The sequence below is a fragment of the bacterium genome, assembly GCA_004322275.1.
Taxonomy (GTDB): domain Bacteria; phylum Desulfobacterota; class Deferrisomatia; order Deferrisomatales; family BM512; genus SCTA01.
This window is the reverse complement of record SCTA01000024.1, coordinates 18,494-38,852: the sequence shown is the minus strand read 5'-3', so window position 1 is coordinate 38,852 and position 20,359 is coordinate 18,494. Positions and strand designations below refer to the sequence as shown.

The window sequence follows — 20,359 nt, the reverse complement described above, 5'->3', positions numbered from 1 at the left end:
CCGGGCTGAGTTTTGGGCCACCTTTTGCTCACTCAAAAGGTGGCTAGGAGCGCGAGGCAAAGCCTCGCAAGTTGTAAATCGGCGGGCCGAGCCCGCCCTACAGAACTACCCCTGGTTCCTTCTTTCGCGGGAATGACGATAAACAGCTATAAATGCTTACGTAAGCCAAATCCCCTTCAGGAACCTCGGATCCGGCAACTCCTTCACGGCAAGGTGTCCGTACTCTTCCTCAAGAAGGGCTATAACGTCGTCGAGGAATTCGCGCAGGAAACGGGTTTCGGCTTCGGAGGCCGACATGAGATCCGCCGCCCACCTGATTGCCTCCTCTTCCAGTTCGGGGCGCACCTTTCGCGGCGGCTTGTTCTCTACCCAGAGCTTGGAGAGCCCTTTCAGGACCTTTTCCCTTTGGATGGGGCCGAAGTGAAACCCCTTGCCGAGGGAGGCGTTCACCAGAGAGGTCAAAAAGAGAGTCGAACCCTTCAGATTGTCGTCCTCTATCCCCAGATGCGCCTTTTTCAGGTCTCCGAGTGAGAAATCTATCGCGCGGAGGATGAAGCGGCCGAGAAAATCAGCCTTTTCCACGGTTCTTTCAGCGAAGGCGATATCCTCCATCGATTCAAATTCCAGAAACTCCCCCTCGCTTGCATTCGGGTGGAAGAGCTTTGGTCTTTTGCGCAGAAGGCCGTTGAGGACCTGAACCATCGGCTCGTCGAGGAGCAAAAGCCGCTCCATCTTTCCGTCGGGCCAGCCGTTTTTCACCATCGCCCGGGCCTTTTTGCTCGCGCTTTCGACCCGCCACCAGCCCACGCGGAAGAGGTGTTCGAGCCAGCTCGATTTCAGCAGCGCGGCCATCTTCTCTTCGTCTTGTCCGGCCAGCGTTTCGAGTGCTATGAGAAGAAGCCCCGCCACCTTGCGCCCGGCGAGGTAATACGACTTCGCCTCTCCGGCGTCCAAGGAATCGGCGGCGACGACCTTGTGGGTGAGAAGGGTGAGCTGGGACATCACCGGCCCGGCGTCTTCGGTGCCGATAAAGCGGTTCAAAAGCCCCTGAAGGCGGATGCCGGAAGGGGTTTGGGGCACCGGGAGCTGAAGCGCTTCGCCGATGGGCTTGACCTTCGACCCCTCCACGCGCTTTTGCATCGTTGGGAGCCTTGCCGGAGGCACCGGGGCGTAGATCGCCTGGGCCTCGTCGAAGGGAAGAAAGCCGCGCTCGGAGATGCGCCTTACGCGAAGGTCGAAGGCTTCCTCTTCCTTTTCATGGTCGAAACCGGTGAGCATCGCCTCCAGGACGTTGAGGTATTTGGAGTGGTCCTCCAGCCGAAGCAGGGTGAGCATCTTCCGCACCGGGTCGGCTATCTTCTCGGGGGCGGTGAAGTAGTAGACGCCGTCGAAAGTGAAGGATATCTCGCCGGGGCCGGCGTCCTTCTCGGGGCCGCCGTCCTCGTCGGCGAGCGAGGCGCGGACGTTTGTCGCGAAGAGGAGGGAAAGCTCCTCCGGTTCCAGGGTTTTCATCCACTTGACGACGGCCTTGTCTCCGCAGTCGTCCATGAACTGGAGCCAGTAGAGGGCGCGCTCGGGCCGGACCCTGTCCTTGTTCCACAGTTCGAGGTCGAGGATGGTCTGGAGCTGGAAGGCGCGAGCGTGGGAGAGCACCGTCACGGCGTCTTCCCTGCCGAGTTCCCGAAGGGTGAAGAGAAGCTCTTCCGGCGGGATGAGCGGGACGATGGCTGAAAGGTTGTCGGAATTGGCGAGGAGCTCTTCCCGCTCCGTGCCCCGGGCCGTGATGATGCGCCTCGTTTCCTCGCGGATGGAGGCCGCTCTGGAGGTTTTCGGGGAAGTCAGCTTGGACATTTGTAATCCTTCCCTCTTGAGTCTTAATATGTCGAAACGGTTGTTAAATCCTTGGTTGCGTATAGATTAACATGGCAGGGGTTTATTCCTCAAAATATTAGTGATGGGAGCTAGTGTCCTGTGCGGCTAGTCACTACCTATATGGGCGTCGCTTCATCCCGATCCGCTTTGTCGTTCGTCGCCCGAATACAGGCCAGGTATTCGGGCTCCTCACTTCGCGCGGTTCCCGGCCCGCTCCCCTAGGTCCGGCAGGAGATTAAAAAAATGGCCGAAATGATAATAGTGCAACCTTCTCAGGCATCACCGGGCGGGCCGGATCGGGCGAATCGCCGCCCACATTACCGGAAGCCACTAACCGCACAGGACACTAGATGCGTCTATTAGCAAGGTTACTTACGATATCTCTGGCGCTCGCCGCCCTCTCGTCGAATGCGTTTTGCGACGCAGGGAATCTCTCGGGCCGGGTCTACGAGAAAAAGCTTTCCAACGGCCTCGTCGCCCTCGCGCTTCCCCGCGCGGGCGCTCCCGTCGTAACCCTCCAGATGACCTTCAAGGTCGGCTCGGTGGACGAGCCGGAGGGCGCGAAGGGAGTCGCCCACTTGCTCGAACACATGCTCTTCAAGGGCACCAAAACCCTCGGCACCTCCGACTGGGAGGGGGAAAAACCCCTTCTCGACGAGATAGAGGCGGTTGGAAAAGCGCTCGACTCGGAGAAGCGTAAGGGAGATGAAGCGGATGCGCCCCGGATCATCATTCTTGAAGAGAGGCTAAAGGAGCTTGAGGGCCTTCAGGCCCCCTTCGTCGTAAAGGACGAGACCGACGCCGTCTACTCACGAAATGGGGGAACCGGCTTTAACGCTTTCACTACCTCCGATCTCACAAGCTACATAGTCTCTCTCCCCTCGAACCGGCTGGAGCTTTGGGCGGCGATCGAATCGGAGAGGATGCGCGAGCCGGTGTTCAGGGGGTATTTCAACGAGAGGAAGGTGGTCATACAGGAGCGTTTGCAGCGGCGCGATTCGGAGCCGAGCGTCCTTCTCTTCGAGGGACTTTTCGACGCGGCCTTCAAAATCCACCCTTACAGGTACCCGGTCATCGGCAAGCCGGAGGATTTCGGGACGCTGGACATCGACGTCACCCGGAGTTTTTTCGAGAAGCACTACGGGCCGGACAACGCCGTGGCCGTGGCCGTCGGCGATTTCGACCCCGAGGTCTTTTTCGCCCTGCTGGAGAGATATTTCGGCGATATTCCCCCAAGAGGCGGCGCTTTTCCCCCGATTCCGAAGGAGCCTTTGCAGGAGGGGCAAAGAAGGGTCGAGGTTTTTTCCGACGCCGAGCCGATGGCGGTCATCGCCTTTCACAAACCCACCCTCCCCGACAGGGACGACTACGTTCTGGACCTCGTCGACGGCATCCTCTCCGGCGGGCGTTCCTCCCGCCTCTGGCGCGAGCTGGTGGAAAACAAAAAGGTCGCGACGCAGGTCTCGACGGTAAACGGCTCGCCGGGAGCGCGCTACGACAACCTCTTCGTGGTCTACGTGGAGCCCGCGCCGGGAGTGGAGCCGGAAACCGCCCTCGAAGCGGTGAGGGAGGAACTTCGCCGCCTCGCCGGGGAACCGCCGCCGCCCGCCGAACTCGAAAAAGTGAAGAGAGCCCTTGAGGCGGACAGGGTGAGAGGGCTCCTCTCCGACGGCGGACTTTCCCGCAGACTTTCCTTTTTCCAGACCGTAGCCGGTGACTGGCGCTACATCGAGGAGCACCCCAAAGTGATGGAGACGATAACTCCCGAAGAGGTGTCGAAGGTCGCCGCCAGGTACTTCACCCCGGAAAATGAAACCACGGCGATACTCAGAAGGCCCGCCCAAAAGGCCGGGGAGGCGGGGAAATGAAGATATTCCCGAAGCTGTTAACTTTCGCCCTCGCGGCGCTGCTTGCCGTTTCCGGCTGCGCGGGAAACAAAAAACTTGATCCGCGAACCGCCTCCTTCCCGGTGCCGGCCTTCACCCCTCCCGCGATAATCGAGGAGACCCTTTCGGGCGGCGCGAAGGTTTTTTTGCTGCCCGACCGCGATATCCCTCTTGTCCGGGTCTATCTCAGCTTCCGGGGCGGGGCGATCTTCGACCCGCCGGAGAAGGCGGGGCTTTCGCAGGTGACGGGGATAGCCTGGCGGAGCGGGGGAACCCTCGCCAGAACCCCGTCCGAGTTCGACGACCTTGCCGATTCTCTTGCGATAGAGGTCGGCCTTTCCCTCGGCAGGCAGACGGGCGCGGCCCACCTCGACGTTCTTTCAAGAGACCTCGAAACCGGGCTCGATCTTCTCGCCGAGCTTCTTTTCACCCCGGCCTTCGGCGAAGAGCGGCTGGCGCTCGCGATGGAGCAGGTAAAGGGGACGGTCCTGCGCGAGGAGGAGAACCCCGAGGCGCTCGTCTTCAGGGAGTTTCGGCGGGCGATGTACAGGGGCACTCCGCGCGGAGTCGTCCCAACCGTCGCCACGGTCGAGGCGATAACGAGGGAGGACGCACAGAAACTCCACGGCGAGTTGCTGAAAAATTCGGCCTGGGTGATCGGCGTCGTTGGGGATTTCGACCCCGAGGCGATGAAAACCCTGCTCGAAAAGCGCTTCGGCTCCCTTCCGGGGGAAGGCCCCTCCTTCATCCCGCCTCCTCCGCCCGCCGAGCCGGAGCCCACGATGATCGTCGTGCCGGGGAAGCCCGGGCAGGCGACCCTTCTCTGGGCCGATCTCGCCCCCAGCCTCGAAAGCCCGCAAAAGACCCCCCTCGACCTCGCGGATTACCTCCTCGGCGGGGGAGGCTTCCAGTCGCGGCTGATGCGGAGAATACGCACGGACGAAGGGCTTTCCTATTCCGTGTCCAGCTTCTACAGCCCGTTTCGGGAGTTCGGCGTGGCCGGAGTCAGCGGACAGACTTCGAGCCAAAACCTCCCGAAGGTCTGGGAGATAATGGCCGAGGAGATGAAGGCGCTTTCCAGCGATGGGGTGAGCGAGGAGGAGCTTTCGAGGGCGAAGGAGTCGATGGCTAACAGCCAGATCTTCCGCTACCGGGACAACGCCTCGATTTTGCAGCGAAGAATGGGGCTTTCGCTCATCGGGCTTCCGCCCGATCTCGCGGAGAAACAGTTCGAGGAACTCAAGGCCACGGGCAGGGAGGCGGTCAGAGAAGCCGCCAAGGTCTACCGGCCCGATTCGGGGATATTGGTTGTAATCGGGGAGGTGGAGGAGAAGAATGAGGTTTTCAGGGGGTTCAGGGTAATTAAAGCGGAATAATAATCATGTAGGTCGCGCTTGAGGAACGAAAGCCGACAAACCTTTTTGTAGGGCGGGCTCGGCCCGCCAATTTGCTTTGTTTGGGGCTCTGCCCCAAGCCCCTTGGCACTTCTTTTAGAAAGAAGTGCCCAAGAAATCGGCCCGGGAGGTTCCGCTCGCTCTGCGAGCGACCGGTCGCTGCGGCGGGGGCGTGAGGGGGCACTCGTTCGCTGCGCTCACTAGACCCCCCCGCCGCCCTTTCCGCCTCCGCTCCCTGCGTCACCTACGGGCCACGAGGAGGACGAAGTGAAGGCTCGTCCAAAAACGAGATCATGAAATGTTTTTGGACTCGAAGGTAGGTTTTTTATCGTAAGTGTAAAAAGAATACCTTCGAGAACAAAAGCTCAAAACGATTTCGCTTTTGTTCGAGCCTTCTTTTCGTCCCCCACGCTCTCCGGTGCCCAGCGAACGAGGTAGCGAGAGGATTTCGAGCTGCTTCTGAGCGAAGCGAATAGGAGCTCGCCGAGCGGACGAGTGAGCGAGCTTTGGGCACAACGGGAGCGCGCCTTTTCTTCCCACCGCTTCTTTTGGGCGGTCAAAAGAAGCGGTGTTGGGGCGCAGGGGCGAACAGCCCCGCAACTATAGAATTACATTAATGTTTTGTCGGATGTGGTGGGCCGGGCCCACCCTACGTGGCTTATTTTTTCCGAGTAAAAATATTTTTCAACGTGTAAATAATGGATTTTTTTCTTTTGTTTCCTATGGCTGCATTTACTTCATCTAATTCACGCTGGAGGGAAATCAATCTCTCATTGTCAGGGTTTTCCTGCAATTGCTGTAAATAAATAAATTCCTCTAGCAAAAAAACGGTAAATGGCAGGTTGTTGCTTCTTGTTGTAGAGGATTCTAAGACGTAAGCCTTGTTGATTTCAAGCCATGCCCTATCAAGGTCGTTGAGGCCTCGATAGCACTTTGCCAACAATAAATGGAATGAGACATCGGAGCCGGAATCCGGTGAGATTTCACGAGTTTCGTTTATCTTTTTAATCGCGGCGGTATATTCGCCCTTACTCCATAAGCGGACGCACCTGGGAATCGCCCACGAAAGTTTCAAATCTTTCAAAAAACTCATTTCGCTAACCCTCCTTCTCAGCCAGGTAGGATGCGTTAGCGTAGCGTAACGCATCAATCCCCGAGGTTAATCTCAACCGATGTCATGCATGTAGCCGCCGTCGCACCTTGAAGTACGTCCCGCTTTGGAAATAAGCCCTTCTATATTGAGTCATCCCCCTCTCTTCTGATCTTATCTTTCACAAAACCCGATATGCGCCAAGTTATTATTAATCCAATTGTATATAACAATAAATATGAAGTGTTTGGAATGATAACGTCTCTCCATGTTAACAGCATTAGGCACAGCGTCATGAATGAAATATGGACGAATGAGTTTGCGATGTACAGCCTCACGTTCTTTTATTGCTTTGAAGAAATAACGAAAGCCAGGATGATTAAATAAAATACTATGGAAATAGTAGTGAGCGTCCATCTGTAAGCGTCGCTATGAATAAAGTATCCGATCGGCGCTAGAACAAGCACCACTGCATATGCACACATCAGTGAAAGATATATTTTCATTCGGCTAACCCGCCTTTTTCGAGGGTGCATTACCGTGCAGCCAATTCATTTTTGCCAATATATTATTTGTTAGAAAATAAAAAATTTTTAAACTTACTAATAATTGATTTATTCTTGTTTATTTCCAGCGCCGCATTTATTTCAGATAGTTCGCGCCGTAGCAAAAACAGTTCTTCATCGTCGTGGTTTCCCTTTATCTCTAATAAATATATAAACTCCTCTAGAATAAAAACTGCAAATCCAAAATATTTTTCACTTCGCGTCTTGCGATCCAAGTCATACGCTTTTTTTATTTCTATTAACGCCCTGTCGATGTCACCGAGACCGCGATAAGCTTTCGCCAGCATCATTGGAGCTGAGGACTCTAGACCCTCCATTGGAGGCGAAATTGCATGCGCATCGTTTATCGATTGTATTGCCTTTTCGTATTCGCCTCTGTCCAATAATTCCGAGCTCTTAGCAATCACAACGTAAGTGTCTACGTCCTTGAAATAACTCATCTGTTTCCCCCCTTTTCCTTCCGCTTTTTCTCCCACCACTCCAGCCTCTGCGCGATGGTTTTCTCGAAGCCGAATCCTTTGGGGCGGTAGTAGTTCTTTTTGCCGACGGCGTCGGGGAAGTAGGTCTGGGGGACGACGGCGTCGGGGTCGTCGTGGGGGTAGAGGTAGCCTTCTCCGCATCCCATCTGTTTGGCGAGCTTGGTGGGGGCGTTGCGAAGGTGGAGCGGCACGGGCACGTTGCCGTACCGCTCGACGTCACCCTTGGCGGCCTTGTAGCCCAAGTAGGAGGCGTTGGACTTGGGGGCGGTGGCGAGGTAGACGACGCCCTGCGCCAGCGGTATCCACCCCTCCGGCATCCCGACGAAGTGGACGGCGTCCTTGACGGCCAGCGCGACGCGGAGCGCCTCGGGGTCGGCGTTGCCGATGTCTTCGGAGGCGAAGATGACCATGCGGCGGGCTATGAAGAGGTGATCCTCCCCCGCCTCGACCATCCTCGCGAGCCAGTAGAGCGCCGCGTCGGGGTCGGAGCCGCGCATCGTCTTTATGAAGGCGCTGATTATGTCGTAGTGCCAGTCGCCGTCGGTGTCGTAGTAGAGGGTGGGCGACTGGAGGGTCTTGGACATCGTTCCTGCGGTTATCGTCCGTGCGCCGTCCTCGCCGGGAGAGGTGGCGAAGGCGGCCGCTTCGAGGAGGTTCAGCGCCCTTCGCGCGTCGCCTATGGAGTAGCGCAAAAGCATTTCCAGAGCCTCTTCCGGCAGGGAAACCTTCAAACCCGCGAGTCCCCTTTCACCGTCCTCTACCGCCCGCTCTACTATCTTCCGCAGGTCCGTTTCGCACAGTGGTTCGAGGCGGAGAACCAGAAGGCGCGAGAGGAGGGCTGAATTGACCTGAAAGGCGGGGTTTTCGGTGGTCGCGCCGACGAGGGTAATTGTTCCGGCCTCAACGTGGGGGAGGAGAGCGTCCTGCTGCGCCTTGTTGAAGCGGTGTATCTCGTCGAGAAAGAAGAGGGTCTTCTTGCCCTCCTCCGCGAGCTTTCCCGCCTCTACGACCACGTCGCGCACTTCTTTCACCCCGGCGCTTACCGCCGAGAGGGGGATGAAGTGGTACCCCGCCGCCGAGGCCATCAGCCGGGCGAGGCTGGTCTTGCCGCTGCCGGGAGGCCCCCAGAAGAGAATCGAGGGGAGGGAGCCCGAGGCGATGGCCCTTCGGAGCGGGGTATCGGCACCGATAACCTCCTCCTGCCCCACGATTTCGTCGATCGTTTCGGGGCGCATTCTTTCGGCCAGCGGCGCGGACTTTCTTTTATTCAATTTATTGTCTTCTTTGAAGAGCGTCATGGCATTAAAATAACATACTAAATCTGAAATGGCGAAGGAGGCTCCGTGCGCATAGAGAATATCCGCATTTTCAAGAAGAGGACTTCCCGCAGGGCGGCCCTTCTCGCCGAGGAACTGCACAAATGGGCCGAAGGCAGGGGGGTGACGGCGTTCGACGACGGCGAGTCGGCCGGATCCGGCGCGGACCCCGACCTCCTCATCGTGCTCGGCGGAGACGGAACCTTTCTCAGCGCCGTGCGCTGGGTAGGGGGGAGGCGTATCCCGATCATGGGGGTCAACCTCGGCTCCCTCGGGTTTCTGACCGAGATTGCGGTCGAGGAGCTCTTCGAGACCCTTACGGCCCTCTACGAGGGCACCGCGCCGATAGAGCGGAGAATGACTCTCGAAGGCGAGGTGACCCGCAGGGGCGAGGTGAAGGAGCGCTTCCGCGTGCTGAACGACGTGGTCTTCAGCAAGACCGCCCTCGCGCGCATAAGCGACCTCGAAGTCTGGGTGGACGGCCTCTTTCTGGCGCTCTATCAGGCGGACGGCCTCATCTTTTCGACCCCCACCGGCTCCACCGCCTACAACCTTTCGGCGGGGGGGCCGATAGTACACCCGTCGGTACCGGCGATAGTCCTCGCGCCGATATGCCCCCACGCGATGAGCCACAGGCCGATAATCCTCGGCCCCGAGTCGAAGTTCGAGGTGCGGATACGCAAGAAGAACGGCGAGGTCTTCGTCACCCTCGACGGCCAGTCGGGGTTCGAGCTGGAACACGAGGACATAATCACCGTGAGGAGGTCGGCAGAGGACGTGCTCATGGTGCGCTCGCCCAAGAGGGATTACTTCACCCTCCTTCGCACCAAGCTTCGCTGGGGGGACAAGCTCCGCACGGAGGGCGACAGTTGATCGAATCCCTCAAAATCCGCGATTTCGCGCTCGTAGACAGACTCGAAATCGACTTTCCGCCGGGGCTCATGGTCCTCACCGGGGAGACGGGGGCGGGAAAGTCGATACTGCTTCAGGCGCTGGGGCTTCTTCTCGGAGACAGGTCCAGCAGGGAGCTTGTGCGCACCGGGGCCGAAGCGGCCCGCGTCGAAGGGGTTTTCGCCCTCAGGGGCGAGGCGAAACGGGTGGTCTCGGGCATACTGGAGAACGCCGGAGTCCAGTGGGAGGAGCCGCTGATAATAGCCCGCTCCGTCACCGCCGACGGCAAGGGGCGCGCCCACGTCAATGGCTCCGCCGTGCCGGTTTCGGTGCTCGCCGAGGCGGGGGCGGCGCTGGTCGAGGTCTCCAGCCAGCACCAGCATCAGGCGCTTCTCGACGACAAAAACCACATAAAAATTCTCGACCGCGCCCTCGACGGCGAGGGAATCCGCGCTCTCGGCCGCTACGCGGAAGCCTTCGGGGTCTATGAGGGTGCGGCGCAGAAGGTAAGCTGCCTTGAGAGGATGGAGGCCGACGCAGTCGAGCGCAGGGAGTTCGTCTCCTTTCAGGCCGGAGAGCTTCGCGCGGCGAACCTCGAAATGGGCGAGGACGAGGCGCTGGAGGCGGAAAGGTCGCTCCTTTCCCACGCCGAAAAGCTCACCGAGTGCTACAACACCGCCGAAGAGGAGCTTTCCCTGGGGCAGTCCGCTTCCATCGACGGACTTTCGAGGGGCAAAAGGGCGGTGGAGAAGGCCTTCGCCAACGATCCCGGAGCGGCTGAGATCTTGCGCCTTCTGGAAGAGGCGTTGGTGCCGTTGAAAGAGGCCGCGCTGGCTGTTTCGTCGCGCCTTCGGGAGATACGCTCCGACCCGGCGCGTCAGGAGGAGATTGAGGAGCGGCTTTCCCTCATCCGCAGGCTGGAGCGAAAGCACGGCAAGGGGATAGAGGCGCTGCTGGAGAAGCTAAAGAAGTTTGAAGAGGAGCTTTGGGAGCTGGACAACAGGACCACGGCTCTCATCGACGCCCATACTGCGAAGGAAGCTGCCCGCAAGGAGCTTCTGGAGGCCGCCGCCGCCCTCTCGTCGGCGCGGAGCAGGGCGGCCGAAGCGCTATCGAAGGGCGTCGGCGAGGAGCTTTCGGCTCTCGGCCTCGGCGCCTCCTCCTTTCTGGTGGGGATAAACGAGACCGAACCGGGGCCGGAGGGGGCGGAGGAGGTCTGGTTTCTCCTCGCGCCAAATCCCGGCGAGGAGCCGAAAAGGCTTTCGAGGATAGCCAGCGGCGGCGAGCTCTCGCGCATCCTCCTCGCGGTAAAGAACGCGCTGCGCGACGGGGCTGTCGAGACCCTCGTCTTCGACGAGGTGGACGCGGGCATAGGCGGCAGGGTCGCCGAGCGGGTGGGTGAGCGCCTCAAGCTCCTCTCGGAGAGCTGCCAGGTGATCTGCATAACCCACCTGCCGCAGATAGCGTGCATGACGAGCGCCCATTTCCTCGTCGAGAAGAGCACCGAAGAGGGGCGCACCTTCACGAGGGTGCGAAAACTGGATCAGAAGGGGAGGGTTGACGAGCTGGCAAGGATGCTCGGGGCCGAAGGGCAGGACAACGCCGCCTACCAGCACGCGCTGGAGCTTTCAAAGAGGTCTTCAAAGTGAGCGAAGTAATTATCGAAAGGGCCACTCTGGCCGACGTGGAACAGATGAAGCTGGTGCTCGACGTGTACGCGGCGAAGGGAGAGCTTTTAAGCCGCTCCCGCCTCGACCTCTACGGGCGCATCCGCGATTTCATAGTCGCCAGAGAGGACGGCGAGGTCATAGGGCTCGCGGGAGTTCACATCCTCTGGTTCGACCTCGTCGAGATACGCTCGCTGGCGGTGCGCGAGGACAGGCAGGGCAGGGGCGTGGGCAAGCTGCTGGTGGAAAGATGCCTCGCCGACGCGAGGGAACTGGGCATCAAGAAGGTCTTCGCCCTCACCTACAGGGCGGAATTCTTCAAGAATCTCGGCTTTAACGAGGTGGACAAGTCCGAGCTTCCCCACAAGGTCTGGCTCGACTGCATCCACTGCACCCAGTTCCCGAACTGCAACGAAATTCCCGTGATGCGCGAGGTGTAGGCTTGACCCCTCACGAGATACTGGACAACCTTTCGGAAGCTCTTTCAGGCAGAAAATGGCTGGCGAACGTCTGGCTGGAGGAGGGGCTGCGGGCCGAAAAGCCGGGCGAAGGCCCTTCGGAGCTGGAGCGGTGGAATTCCGGGTTCGTCACCCTCGAAGTCGAGCTTTCGCCGGGGAAGGCCGGTTTCGCGGAAGCTCCCGCCGGTGAAGGCGGCTTCGACCCTCCCGGACTTCTTGAGCGCGCTCTCGCCAGCGGCGCGGTGATGGGAAAGGACAAATTCCGCGTACTCCCCGAAGAGATCGAGACGCCGCCCGAAATCGACCTTGGCATAGAGGACGGGGAGTGGCCCAGGCTCACCGCCGAACTGGCGGAGGAGCTTGCGGAGGGGGTCCGGCGCGCCTGTCTCGGCTTCGACCGAAGGGTTTTTTCGGCGAGAAAACCCGCTTTCGAGGGGTCGCGCACTCTTCGCGCCGTAGCCGTTGAGGGCAGCCGGGTCTACTGGACCTCTACCGAATACTCGCTTTCAGTGGAGGGGGCGGCGCGAAAGGGAAAATCCGCCGAATCCGCCTGGGCTTCGCGGGATTTCAGGAAACTCTCGCTGGCCGATCCCGCCTCGGTGGGAGAGGAGGCGGCGCGAAGGGCCTGCGAGCTTCTCGGAGGCAAAAGCGCTCCTACAGGCAGCTTTCCGGCTCTCATCGACGCCCGCGTGGCGGGGGAGTTTCTCGAAGTTCTGGCCCCGTCGCTGCTGGGCAGGAACAAACAGAAGGGCAAGTCGATCTTCAGGGGGGCACCCGGCGAAAGCGTTCTGGCAAAGGCCGTCACGATAGTGGACGACGGGCTACTGTACGGCGGAATGGACACCCAGCCCGTGGACGAGGAGGGGAGCGCCAGAAGAAGGAATACCTGCATCGAGGAGGGAGTCCTGCGCGCCTTTTTGTACGACCGCGCTTCCGGGCTTCGCGAGGGGAGGGGCTCGACCGGCAACGGCTCGGGCTCACCCGGCTCGGCGGTCTCTCCCGACGTGACCAACTTTTATATAGCTCCCGGAACCGGCGGCTCGCCGGAAGAGCTTTTGGCGGCGATGGGAAGGGGGCTCTGGGTGAGAGAGGTGATGGGGGCGCACACCATCGACCCTGTTTCCGGCGATTACAGCCTCGGCTGTTCGGGACTCTGGGTGGAGGGCGGGAAGGTAAGCCACCCGGTCACCGGCGCGGCTATAGCGGGGAATATTCTGGAGCTTTTCAGGAGGGTGGAGGGCGTCGGCTCGGACCTGACCTTTCACGGGTCGCTCGGAGCGCCTTCGCTGCTAGTCGGAGGGATGGATATCTCAGGTTGAGTTGTAGGGCGGGCTCGGCCCGCCGGTCTACGTTTGCGGGACTTCGCCCCGCTCCCCTTGGTACTTCTTTTAGAAAGAAGTACCCAAGAAATCGGCCCGGAAGGAGCCGCTCGCTGCGGCGGGGGCGTGAAGGGGCAAAACCCCCCCGCCGCCCTTTCCGCACTCCGCTCCCTGCGTCACCTACGGGCCCCGAAGGGGAACGAAAGGAAGGCTCGTCCAAAAACGAAATAATGAAATGTTTTTGGACTCGAAGGTAGTTTGTTTGCAGCTAGTAAAGCCAGATGTAGTCCCTGCCGAAAACCAGCCCCTTTTCCCTGTAGAACTCCTCCACCAGCGTCCGGATATCCTTGTAGCGCACGGCGGTGAGAATTAAAGCATCCTTTAATGGGGCTTCTTCGGGCGTTAAAACAGGGATTCCCAGTACGGTTTTGCCCGCCTGGACGGGGTCGATAAAAAATCTGATCCCCTCGCCTCCCTTCCGAAGCTCTCCCGCAGCGACCCTTCCCGTTCGCCCCGCGCCCCACACGGCTATGGGCCTGTCCGGGAGGTGGGGCAGGACTCCCGCCCGCCTCAGCCGGGGAAAGTAGCCGCTTTTCAGCCGGAGGAAGGCGTCGAAGGAGTAGCGCTTCGAGGTCCAGGTTTCTCTGGCCGGATGGTCCCTCCACTTGAGCACCTTCGCCTCTACCTTCCCGAATTTTTTACCCCTTTCAAGCAGCCGGAGGAAAAGCTCGTAGTCCTCGGGAAAGGGGCCGTCGCGGTAGCCGCCCGCGTCAACGACATCCTTTGTGCGAAAAAACCAGGTCGGGTGGGGGAGAGGGCTCTCGGTGAGGCTGTGGAGGATTATCTCTTCCGGAGTTGAAATGGAGTTGAGCCAGCCGAGGTATTCGCCCCACCCCGCGCCGCTCTCGCCGAGAGGTTCGACGAGCCCGCCCCAGAGGGAAATTCCGGGGAATTTTTCCGCGTGGGCGAGCTGGAGGGCGAGCCTTTCGGGGCTTGTGAGGTCGTCGCAGTCCATCCGGGCGGTGAAGGGGGTTTCGACTCTCGCAAGAAGGCTGTTCAGCGCCCCGGCTATACCGGAGGAGTTCCCGTTTTTGAGGACGGCAAAGCGGCTGTCCCGGCGGGCGTGGCCTTCGAGGATCGAAAGGGTGGAGTCTTTCGAGCCGTCGTCGAGGACAAGGCATTTGAAATCCCCAAGCGTCTGGGCGCTCAGGGAATCGAGGGCCTGACCGAGGTAAGACTCTCCGTCGCGTACGGGAAGGATGACGGTGATTTTTGGCGAAGGCATGTTTCCCAAAATAAAGAGGGCCGCCAACCGGCGGCCCTCGGAAGTGTTGCGGCCGGTTTAGTAGCAGGTCTGCTTGTAGTAGTCGAACCACCCCTCGGCGTTGGTGGAGGCGGTGTTGGGGGTGTCCACGAAGAGGCCGGAGTAGAAGTTAGCCCCGACGGGGTATGCGCCGTAAGACAAAGTTACCGCCGTAGTCCAGTTCGTAGCCGAGGAATTTTTGTACTTGAATACGAAGTAACCGCCGGTGGTCGTTTTCTCGATACGGAGGTCGTAGGGCGGCGTAAGCATCACGCCGGTGTTGAAAGCCGACATCGATGCGCCGTTGAAGTAATACATTATCAGGTTATGCGGGGTGTCCCAGGCCGCATTGGGGTCCGCGTAACCGGCGAAGGTCACCGAGTTCACCTTCTCTTTGGTCTTGTCGGTGGTCATTACAAGTCCGGCTCCCGAGATCAGGCCGGGAGTGGGATCCGTGTCGGTCAGGCCGGATATCCTCGCCTCGATCACGAAGGTGCTGGAGGTGGTCGTGTGGTACAGGGCGTTGTCCACGGTGAGAACCGCCGGTCCCGTCGAAGCGTTGTTGTTTACCGCGGTGACGGCGAGTAAGTCGCCGCTGATTATGTTTCTGTAGCTCAATCCCGCGTTGCAGCCGTTGTCCAGGCAGTTAAGGCTCCACTCAGGGGTGAGCGAGGTGAAGTAGTCGGTGTAATCGAGGAAGCAGTTGTCGATGTTGACCTTGATCGAGGTCGATGCGTTGCGCGTCGCTCCGCAGGCGGCTATCACCAGCGGCTCGGTGTAGGTCGCCGTGCCTGTACCCGTAAAGGTGTATTCGCCACTCTTCCAGGATGAGATGTCCGTCGGGTTGCTGCTGCAGACGTCTCCGCCCGCGAGGCCGCAGAACTCGGTCGTGAACTCGTCTCTGGGCGCCGCGTTGAGGGGATAGGGAGGCCAGACGACGCCGGCCGGGGGAGTGATGGTGAAATTGACCTTGTTCAGCTGGTCGGTCATTGTCGAGGGAACGAGCGGATCGACGAGGTGGTCGTCGCTCGGAGTGATCTTCCAGTAGAGGTTCCTTCCGTTAGTAGAATCGAGGCCCCATTCGCTTCCGTCGAAGGGGAAATCGGTCACGAGAGTCGGGGTCGGGCACCTGACGAAGAAATTCTTGCCAGCCGAGACGCAGTCCAGGCTGTCCGAGACATCGATGAGCAGCGGGCTTGCGGGCTGCTTGAAGGTAGCGGTTACCGTCGCGCCGAAGGAGGAGTTGAACTCCACCGCTCCCGCGGGAGAGGCGTGCCAGGTGAGGGTGCCGGAACCGCCCGTCGCGGTGAGGGTGACCGTTTCGCCGACCTCGTACTCGTCCTTGAGGGGCGTTATCGTCGAGATGTCGAGGGCCGAGGACACCGTTACGAAGGACTCGTAGATGCCGGTGCAGTATTCAAGGGTGTCTCTTGCGGTGACGACCGAGGTACCGCACTTCTTGCCGGTTATCCAGGCCGAGTAGGCGCCGGAGGCGACGGGGCTTACTTCCACCACCGTCTCACCGACCGCGTTCGGAGTCGCGCTCCAGGCCCAGGCCGCGAAGGGATAGGTTTCGCCGCCCGCGTCTACCACCTGCAGGTAGGCAGTGGGTTCGACGCCCGCTACGAGTTCAAAGGGCACGGCGGGATTTTCCGGTACGGTGTCGGGGCGAAGGGCCAGACCCACGCACTGGGTGGATACCCGCACGGGGATCATTATGGAGCAGTTGTTCTTGTCTACGATCCATATGGAGGTGGTTCCCTGGGCGACCGCGGTGACCACGCCGCCGGCGGTCACCGTGGCTATGTCGGGGTCGGAGGTCTGGAAGATGAGAGGTTCGGTGAAATCCCTTACGTCGATGGAGGTAGTATCTCCGGGAGACATGTCGATCGCCCTCGGAGTCGCATTGATCTTGCAGCAATCGACGCACAGCGAGTTGCCGTCGCTTGTAGACTGGTTGAGCGCGTAGTTGTACCAGAGCTCCGGCGAGCCGCTGCCGCTGTAGCCGCGCTCCGAATTAATAGCGCCGAAGACCGAGGGGTTGCCGTTTCCGGCGAACTCACCGTCTACGTAGATAGCGCCGTTGACGTGGACGCCGAGGGTGAAGCTTGAGCGGGCCGCCGTCGGGTCGGGACGTATCGGCAGTTCGCTCTCGTCGAATACCGCCGTGTTGTGGTCGTAGCGAAGATCCTTGTTCGGAGGCGCCTTGACAGTTACCGGGGTGGTCGCGCCGAGGCCGCCGAATTCGAGAGAGCCCGCGATGTAGGTTATGCCCTTGGTGAAGAAGCTGCCCGAGGCCGTCCAGCGGGGGAGGGCGTCCAGTATCGTCTTGCCCGCGGGCTTGGTCATCGGGGTGGCGTTTATTATGGCGTCGGTGAGGGCGGTGTCGGATATCCACAAGGGTCCTGCTCCGCCCGGTCCGGCCTGGCACCAGGAATCGAGAAAGAGGAAGTCGCCGTTGTTGTTCGCGTTCGGGTACTGCATAAGGGCGGCGAAGGTGGTTGAAACCTTTCTCCTCGGGTTGTAGAGCGACCCCGGCGTGGTGGGTATGGCGCACCAGTAGGAGTTGTTGGAGTGGGTCATCGCCAGTCCGCGCATCAGATCGTAGTTCAGGAGAACCACCATCTCGTTTATGCGCGAGCTGGAGATGTTCGTGAAGTAGTGGCCGTAACCGATGGGCACGTCGTTCTTGAAGGGCTGATAGACGCCGGTATGGCCGGCGGGCGGCTGCAGCCCCTGAATTAGACCGTCGTCGAGGCTGGTGGTGCCCGCCTTGCCTACGTAGAGGTCGAAGAGGCGGTCGGAATTGCCGGTGCCGCCGAAGGGGTTGCCGTCATACTGTCCCGCGGCGCTCTTGGCTATTCTCTTGTTGGCCGTCGGAACCGTGACCTGCCCGCGAACGACGACGTCGCCCCAGTGGACCTTGAAGTTGCCGTTCCACGAAGCGCCGCCGCCGGAGGTGATGGCGTTGGGGAAGCAGAGCGGCAGGGGGGGTATCAGCGTGGTTGACCAGTCTCCGCTGTCCGGGCAGGAGTCGGAGGGGTCGTTGACGTTTACCCACGGCCTGATGATCATGGAGGATCCCTTGTTCTGCGGGTACTCCAGCTTGAGGTTATGATGATTGCCCTGCGCCGAGGGGTTGGGGAAGACCTTGATCTCCCCTTCAAAGAAGCGGTAGGGCGGGGTTACAGGGTCGACGGTGCTGACGAGGCCGATGAGATCTATATCCTCTATGTCGAAATCCTGCCCGAACTGGTCCCTGATGATGACAGTCACCGGATTGGGGAAGATGCCTCCCTCGTGCCTGCAATGCTCTATCTGGAAAAAGAGGGTGGAGAGCTGCTGGGCGCAGTAAGAGCCGCCGTTGACTATGTCCTGAATGCCTATGTCGGTCTTGTAGAAGGCGCGAAAATCCATGCATTCGTTGCTGACGGTTATTGTGGCTTCGTTCTGGCAGGACCAGGGGGGAACCTCGGCGCTGGTGGAGCCTGCCCTGACGGTAAGGGTAGTGAGGGATGCGGCGTCCCCTATGGAGAGTTTGGCCGTGACCGTGCCGTCGGGGCCGGTAACCACCGTTGCTTCTCTGGATTTTATTCCGTTGAGGGGCAGGTGGGTTACCCGGTCAACCCAATAGGGCTGGCCCGCAGCCGGCAGCAGCGGAACCTCGTCGATCGTCAGAAGGACATCCTTGTTGACGAAATCGCAACCGCCAACAGTTACGTCGGCATAGCCCTCGCAGGTGGTCACAATGTCGGCCGCGGTTGTGAGCCCGCAGGTTCTGCAGGGCCGCATATTTATTTGATAAGTTTTCGTGACGGTTACGGGACCTGAGTCATTGACGAAGTTATTGGATCTTAAGGTGAAATCGACATATGGATTTGAATCGGCGTAAAGGTCCGGATCGATGGTGCAGCCATTTTTAGCGAAAAAAACCTTGTATTCGGAGTTAGCGTAGGCGGACTCCAGATTTATCAGGTTCGTAACGGGGTTCGGAGGGTCTGGTACCGGCGGTTTCCCGAGACCCCCGATTGATTCCGGGCCGAGCACCCCGGTTGTGTGAGTGAAGAAGGCATCGATGGAGTAGCCTCCAACCGAGTTCATGTTGGCAACTCTGTTGCCCTTGCAGTCGGTGACGACTAATGTGTCCACGTAGTCGTATTCGGGATCGCTGTAATTCGGAGCTATGAAATCGGGAATCGGTACGGTGTTGCAATCGAGCGTGGCGAAGTTCACTCCAAGGTTGCTTACTATTTTCGAGGTGTCCGGATTGTCCGGATCCGAAATAATAGTAAAATCCGCCGGCGGCCACGGAAAAAGTGGAATGGTGAAGACATTGTAGGGAGGCCCCGTGATCGTTTCCTCTATCCCGGTGAGGGGATTGATGAACCAGAACCCCTGCGTAATCCAGGCGGGGAGCACGTCCTGCGCCCTGACCAGTATGTCGTACCTTCCGGTGGCGACGTCGGTGGGGGTGGCTGTCGGGGCGGTGGCGGCGATAGCTCCCGTGGGGCGGTCGATCCTGAAGGCGTTTTTGCCAACCTGAAAACTTGCCGTGTCCCCCGGCGCGCCCCAGCCGCCCGCGACATTGTCGCTGTCGGAGATGGTTCCGAGCGGTTCGTCGGTGCCGGCGACGGTGCGGAAGGTAAGAGGCGCGGTGGGGTCGACCACGTTGTCGCACTGGTCGTAGGCAAGGATGCTGAAGACGAAGAAATCGTCGCGGCAGGTGACGAAACTCGCGTCCGGCGGAGCGGGCTGGTCGGCCATGTCGGCGATGGTATAGCCGGTTTGAGTGATCTTTGCCTGTACGGGATCGCCCTCTACGAAGTTTATCGTTTTAGACGTGCGAAGTTCAGGGGGGTCACCGCAGGCGATCATCGCCACTGCCTCGACGGTGAAAGGACTCTTGGCGCCGGTATAGCTCATCGTGGTAGTGGCAATACCGCCTACGGTCGTAGCAGAGGCCGGGGTGAGGGCCGGGCCCGGGGTGAGCATCGTGAAGTTTACCGGGGTGCCGTCGGCGACCGGGTTTCCCTCGCCGTTGAGCACCGTGGCGGTGACGACGGTCGGGTCCGGGCAGCGCGGGGACTCGGGGCTGGCCGATAACTCTATGGTGCCGCATTCGGTCGCGGTTATGTTGCGGATGCTGGTGATCGTGGTGTAGTTTCTGCGCCGGAACTGGTTGGGCAGGGCTCCGCTCGCGACGTAGGCGGTCTGGTTGCTCAGCACGAAGCCGGTGCGGGGCGTTCCGTCGGTGGTGTAGGTGCCCACCGAATTGTCCTCCAGCGCGAAATCCTGGCTGTATTTGTCGTCGGGCTTTTCGGAGGCGAGGACAAGTTCCACCTCTACGGTCTTGACCCCGATCCTTTCGCCCTCGGTGTCGAGATCGTAGGGCATCGGGCTCGGCTCGCCGTCGCTTTCGGAGGGTATGCGCCTGCCGTCACCGTCGTAGTACTTGAAGATCAGGTTGTCTACGTTGGTTGCCACAAGCTCCATTATCGGGTCGCCGGTGGGGTCCGAGGGGTCGGGGGTGATCCGGTAAAGGTTGTAGGGGGGGCCCCCGAGAGCGAGGGGCACCTCCCAGTTGAATTCCTCGGATTCTTCCACGGTCCCGTCGTTGTCCCGGTCGAAGCTCGCATCAACGACGGTGATCGTTTCGGTAGTGGTCCCGCCGGGCTTGCTCAGGGCGAACATCACCACCTCGTCGGCGCTTATCCTGCCGGGGGTGTTTGATTCCGGGTCGTCGTACTGGACGGCTATGAACCTGTCGCCCGCGCCCAGTATCGGTCTTCCCCGTATGGACATGGGGCCGCTGCCGGTGAGGGCGAAAGCGCCCGCCTGCTGCACCGACCTGACGATAAAATCCTGCGCGGTACGGGCGCGCTGCTGCATCTTGGCGGTCTCGTCCTGCACCGTGTAGCTCTTTATCTGGGAGAGAAAGAAGGGAAAGACCGCGAGTCCGAGAAGGATTATCCCTATGCCGAGTGCAAGCAGCAGCTCGACCTGCGTAAAGCCAAGATCCTTGCGGTTGCGTCTTTTTGTATTCATGGCGCTGCTCCGGCGCGCCCGGCATTCAAAGGGGCGCAAAAGTTCTCTCCCGAGGTGCGGGACCGTGTGTTTT

At 60.0% G+C, this 20,359-nt stretch carries 12 protein-coding genes; 6 read left to right on the top strand and 6 right to left on the bottom strand.

Annotation, left to right across the window (positions count from 1 at the left end; genetic code table 11):
* Positions 1–156: 156 nt before the first annotated feature.
* A complete protein-coding gene (locus tag EPN96_07870; GenBank protein TAL16840.1) occupies positions 157–1,851 on the bottom strand; it encodes a hypothetical protein in 1,695 nt (564 codons plus the stop codon).
* Between the two features lie 371 nt (positions 1,852–2,222).
* Here EPN96_07870 and EPN96_07865 point away from each other — a divergent pair, with 371 nt between their 5' ends.
* Positions 2,223–3,740, top strand: coding sequence for an insulinase family protein (locus EPN96_07865; GenBank protein ID TAL16839.1), 1,518 nt, complete (start codon positions 2,223–2,225; stop codon positions 3,738–3,740).
* Complete coding sequence (locus tag EPN96_07860; GenBank protein ID TAL16838.1) at positions 3,737–5,134, top strand: insulinase family protein; 1,398 nt, start codon at positions 3,737–3,739, stop codon at positions 5,132–5,134. The genes EPN96_07865 and EPN96_07860 overlap by 4 nt, the downstream gene beginning before the upstream one ends.
* Before the next feature lie 676 nt (positions 5,135–5,810).
* On the opposite strand, the gene EPN96_07855 is transcribed toward EPN96_07860, so the two are convergent.
* The 3 genes from EPN96_07855 to EPN96_07845 all read right to left on the bottom strand — a co-directional run bounded on the left by EPN96_07855 (position 5,811) and on the right by EPN96_07845 (position 8,585).
* Positions 5,811–6,245, bottom strand: a complete 435-nt coding sequence (locus EPN96_07855; protein TAL16837.1) for a hypothetical protein — start codon at positions 6,243–6,245, stop codon at positions 5,811–5,813.
* A 565-nt stretch (positions 6,246–6,810) separates the two neighbouring features.
* Complete coding sequence (locus EPN96_07850) at positions 6,811–7,287, bottom strand: hypothetical protein (protein TAL16836.1); 477 nt, start codon at positions 7,285–7,287, stop codon at positions 6,811–6,813.
* Entirely contained in the window at positions 7,245–8,585 is a 1,341-nt protein-coding gene (locus EPN96_07845) for a replication-associated recombination protein A (GenBank protein ID TAL16835.1), read from the bottom strand. Before EPN96_07845 ends, EPN96_07850 begins: the two co-directional genes overlap by 43 nt.
* A 51-nt stretch (positions 8,586–8,636) precedes the next feature.
* Here EPN96_07845 and EPN96_07840 point away from each other — a divergent pair, with 51 nt between their 5' ends.
* From EPN96_07840 to EPN96_07825, 4 genes are read left to right on the top strand one after another with little or no spacing between them, the layout of a single operon-like run.
* Complete coding sequence (locus tag EPN96_07840) at positions 8,637–9,476, top strand: NAD(+)/NADH kinase (protein ID TAL16842.1); 840 nt, start codon at positions 8,637–8,639, stop codon at positions 9,474–9,476.
* A complete protein-coding gene (gene recN / locus EPN96_07835; protein TAL16834.1) occupies positions 9,215–11,143 on the top strand; it encodes a DNA repair protein RecN in 1,929 nt (642 codons plus the stop codon). Before EPN96_07840 ends, recN begins: the two co-directional genes overlap by 262 nt.
* An 8-nt stretch (positions 11,144–11,151) precedes the next feature.
* Entirely contained in the window at positions 11,152–11,601 is a 450-nt protein-coding gene (locus EPN96_07830; protein TAL16841.1) for an N-acetyltransferase, read from the top strand.
* 2 nt (positions 11,602–11,603) lie between these two features.
* Entirely contained in the window at positions 11,604–12,938 is a 1,335-nt protein-coding gene (locus EPN96_07825; protein ID TAL16833.1) for a TldD/PmbA family protein, read from the top strand.
* A gap of 268 nt (positions 12,939–13,206) precedes the next feature.
* Here EPN96_07825 and EPN96_07820 read toward each other — a convergent pair whose 3' ends face one another.
* Both EPN96_07820 and EPN96_07815 read right to left on the bottom strand, forming a co-directional pair.
* A complete protein-coding gene (locus tag EPN96_07820; GenBank protein TAL16832.1) occupies positions 13,207–14,223 on the bottom strand; it encodes a glycosyltransferase in 1,017 nt (338 codons plus the stop codon).
* Between the two features lie 57 nt (positions 14,224–14,280).
* Positions 14,281–20,286: a hypothetical protein gene (locus EPN96_07815; protein TAL16831.1), complete on the bottom strand. Its 6,006-nt coding sequence runs from the start codon at positions 20,284–20,286 to the stop codon at positions 14,281–14,283.
* Positions 20,287–20,359: the final 73 nt, after the last annotated feature.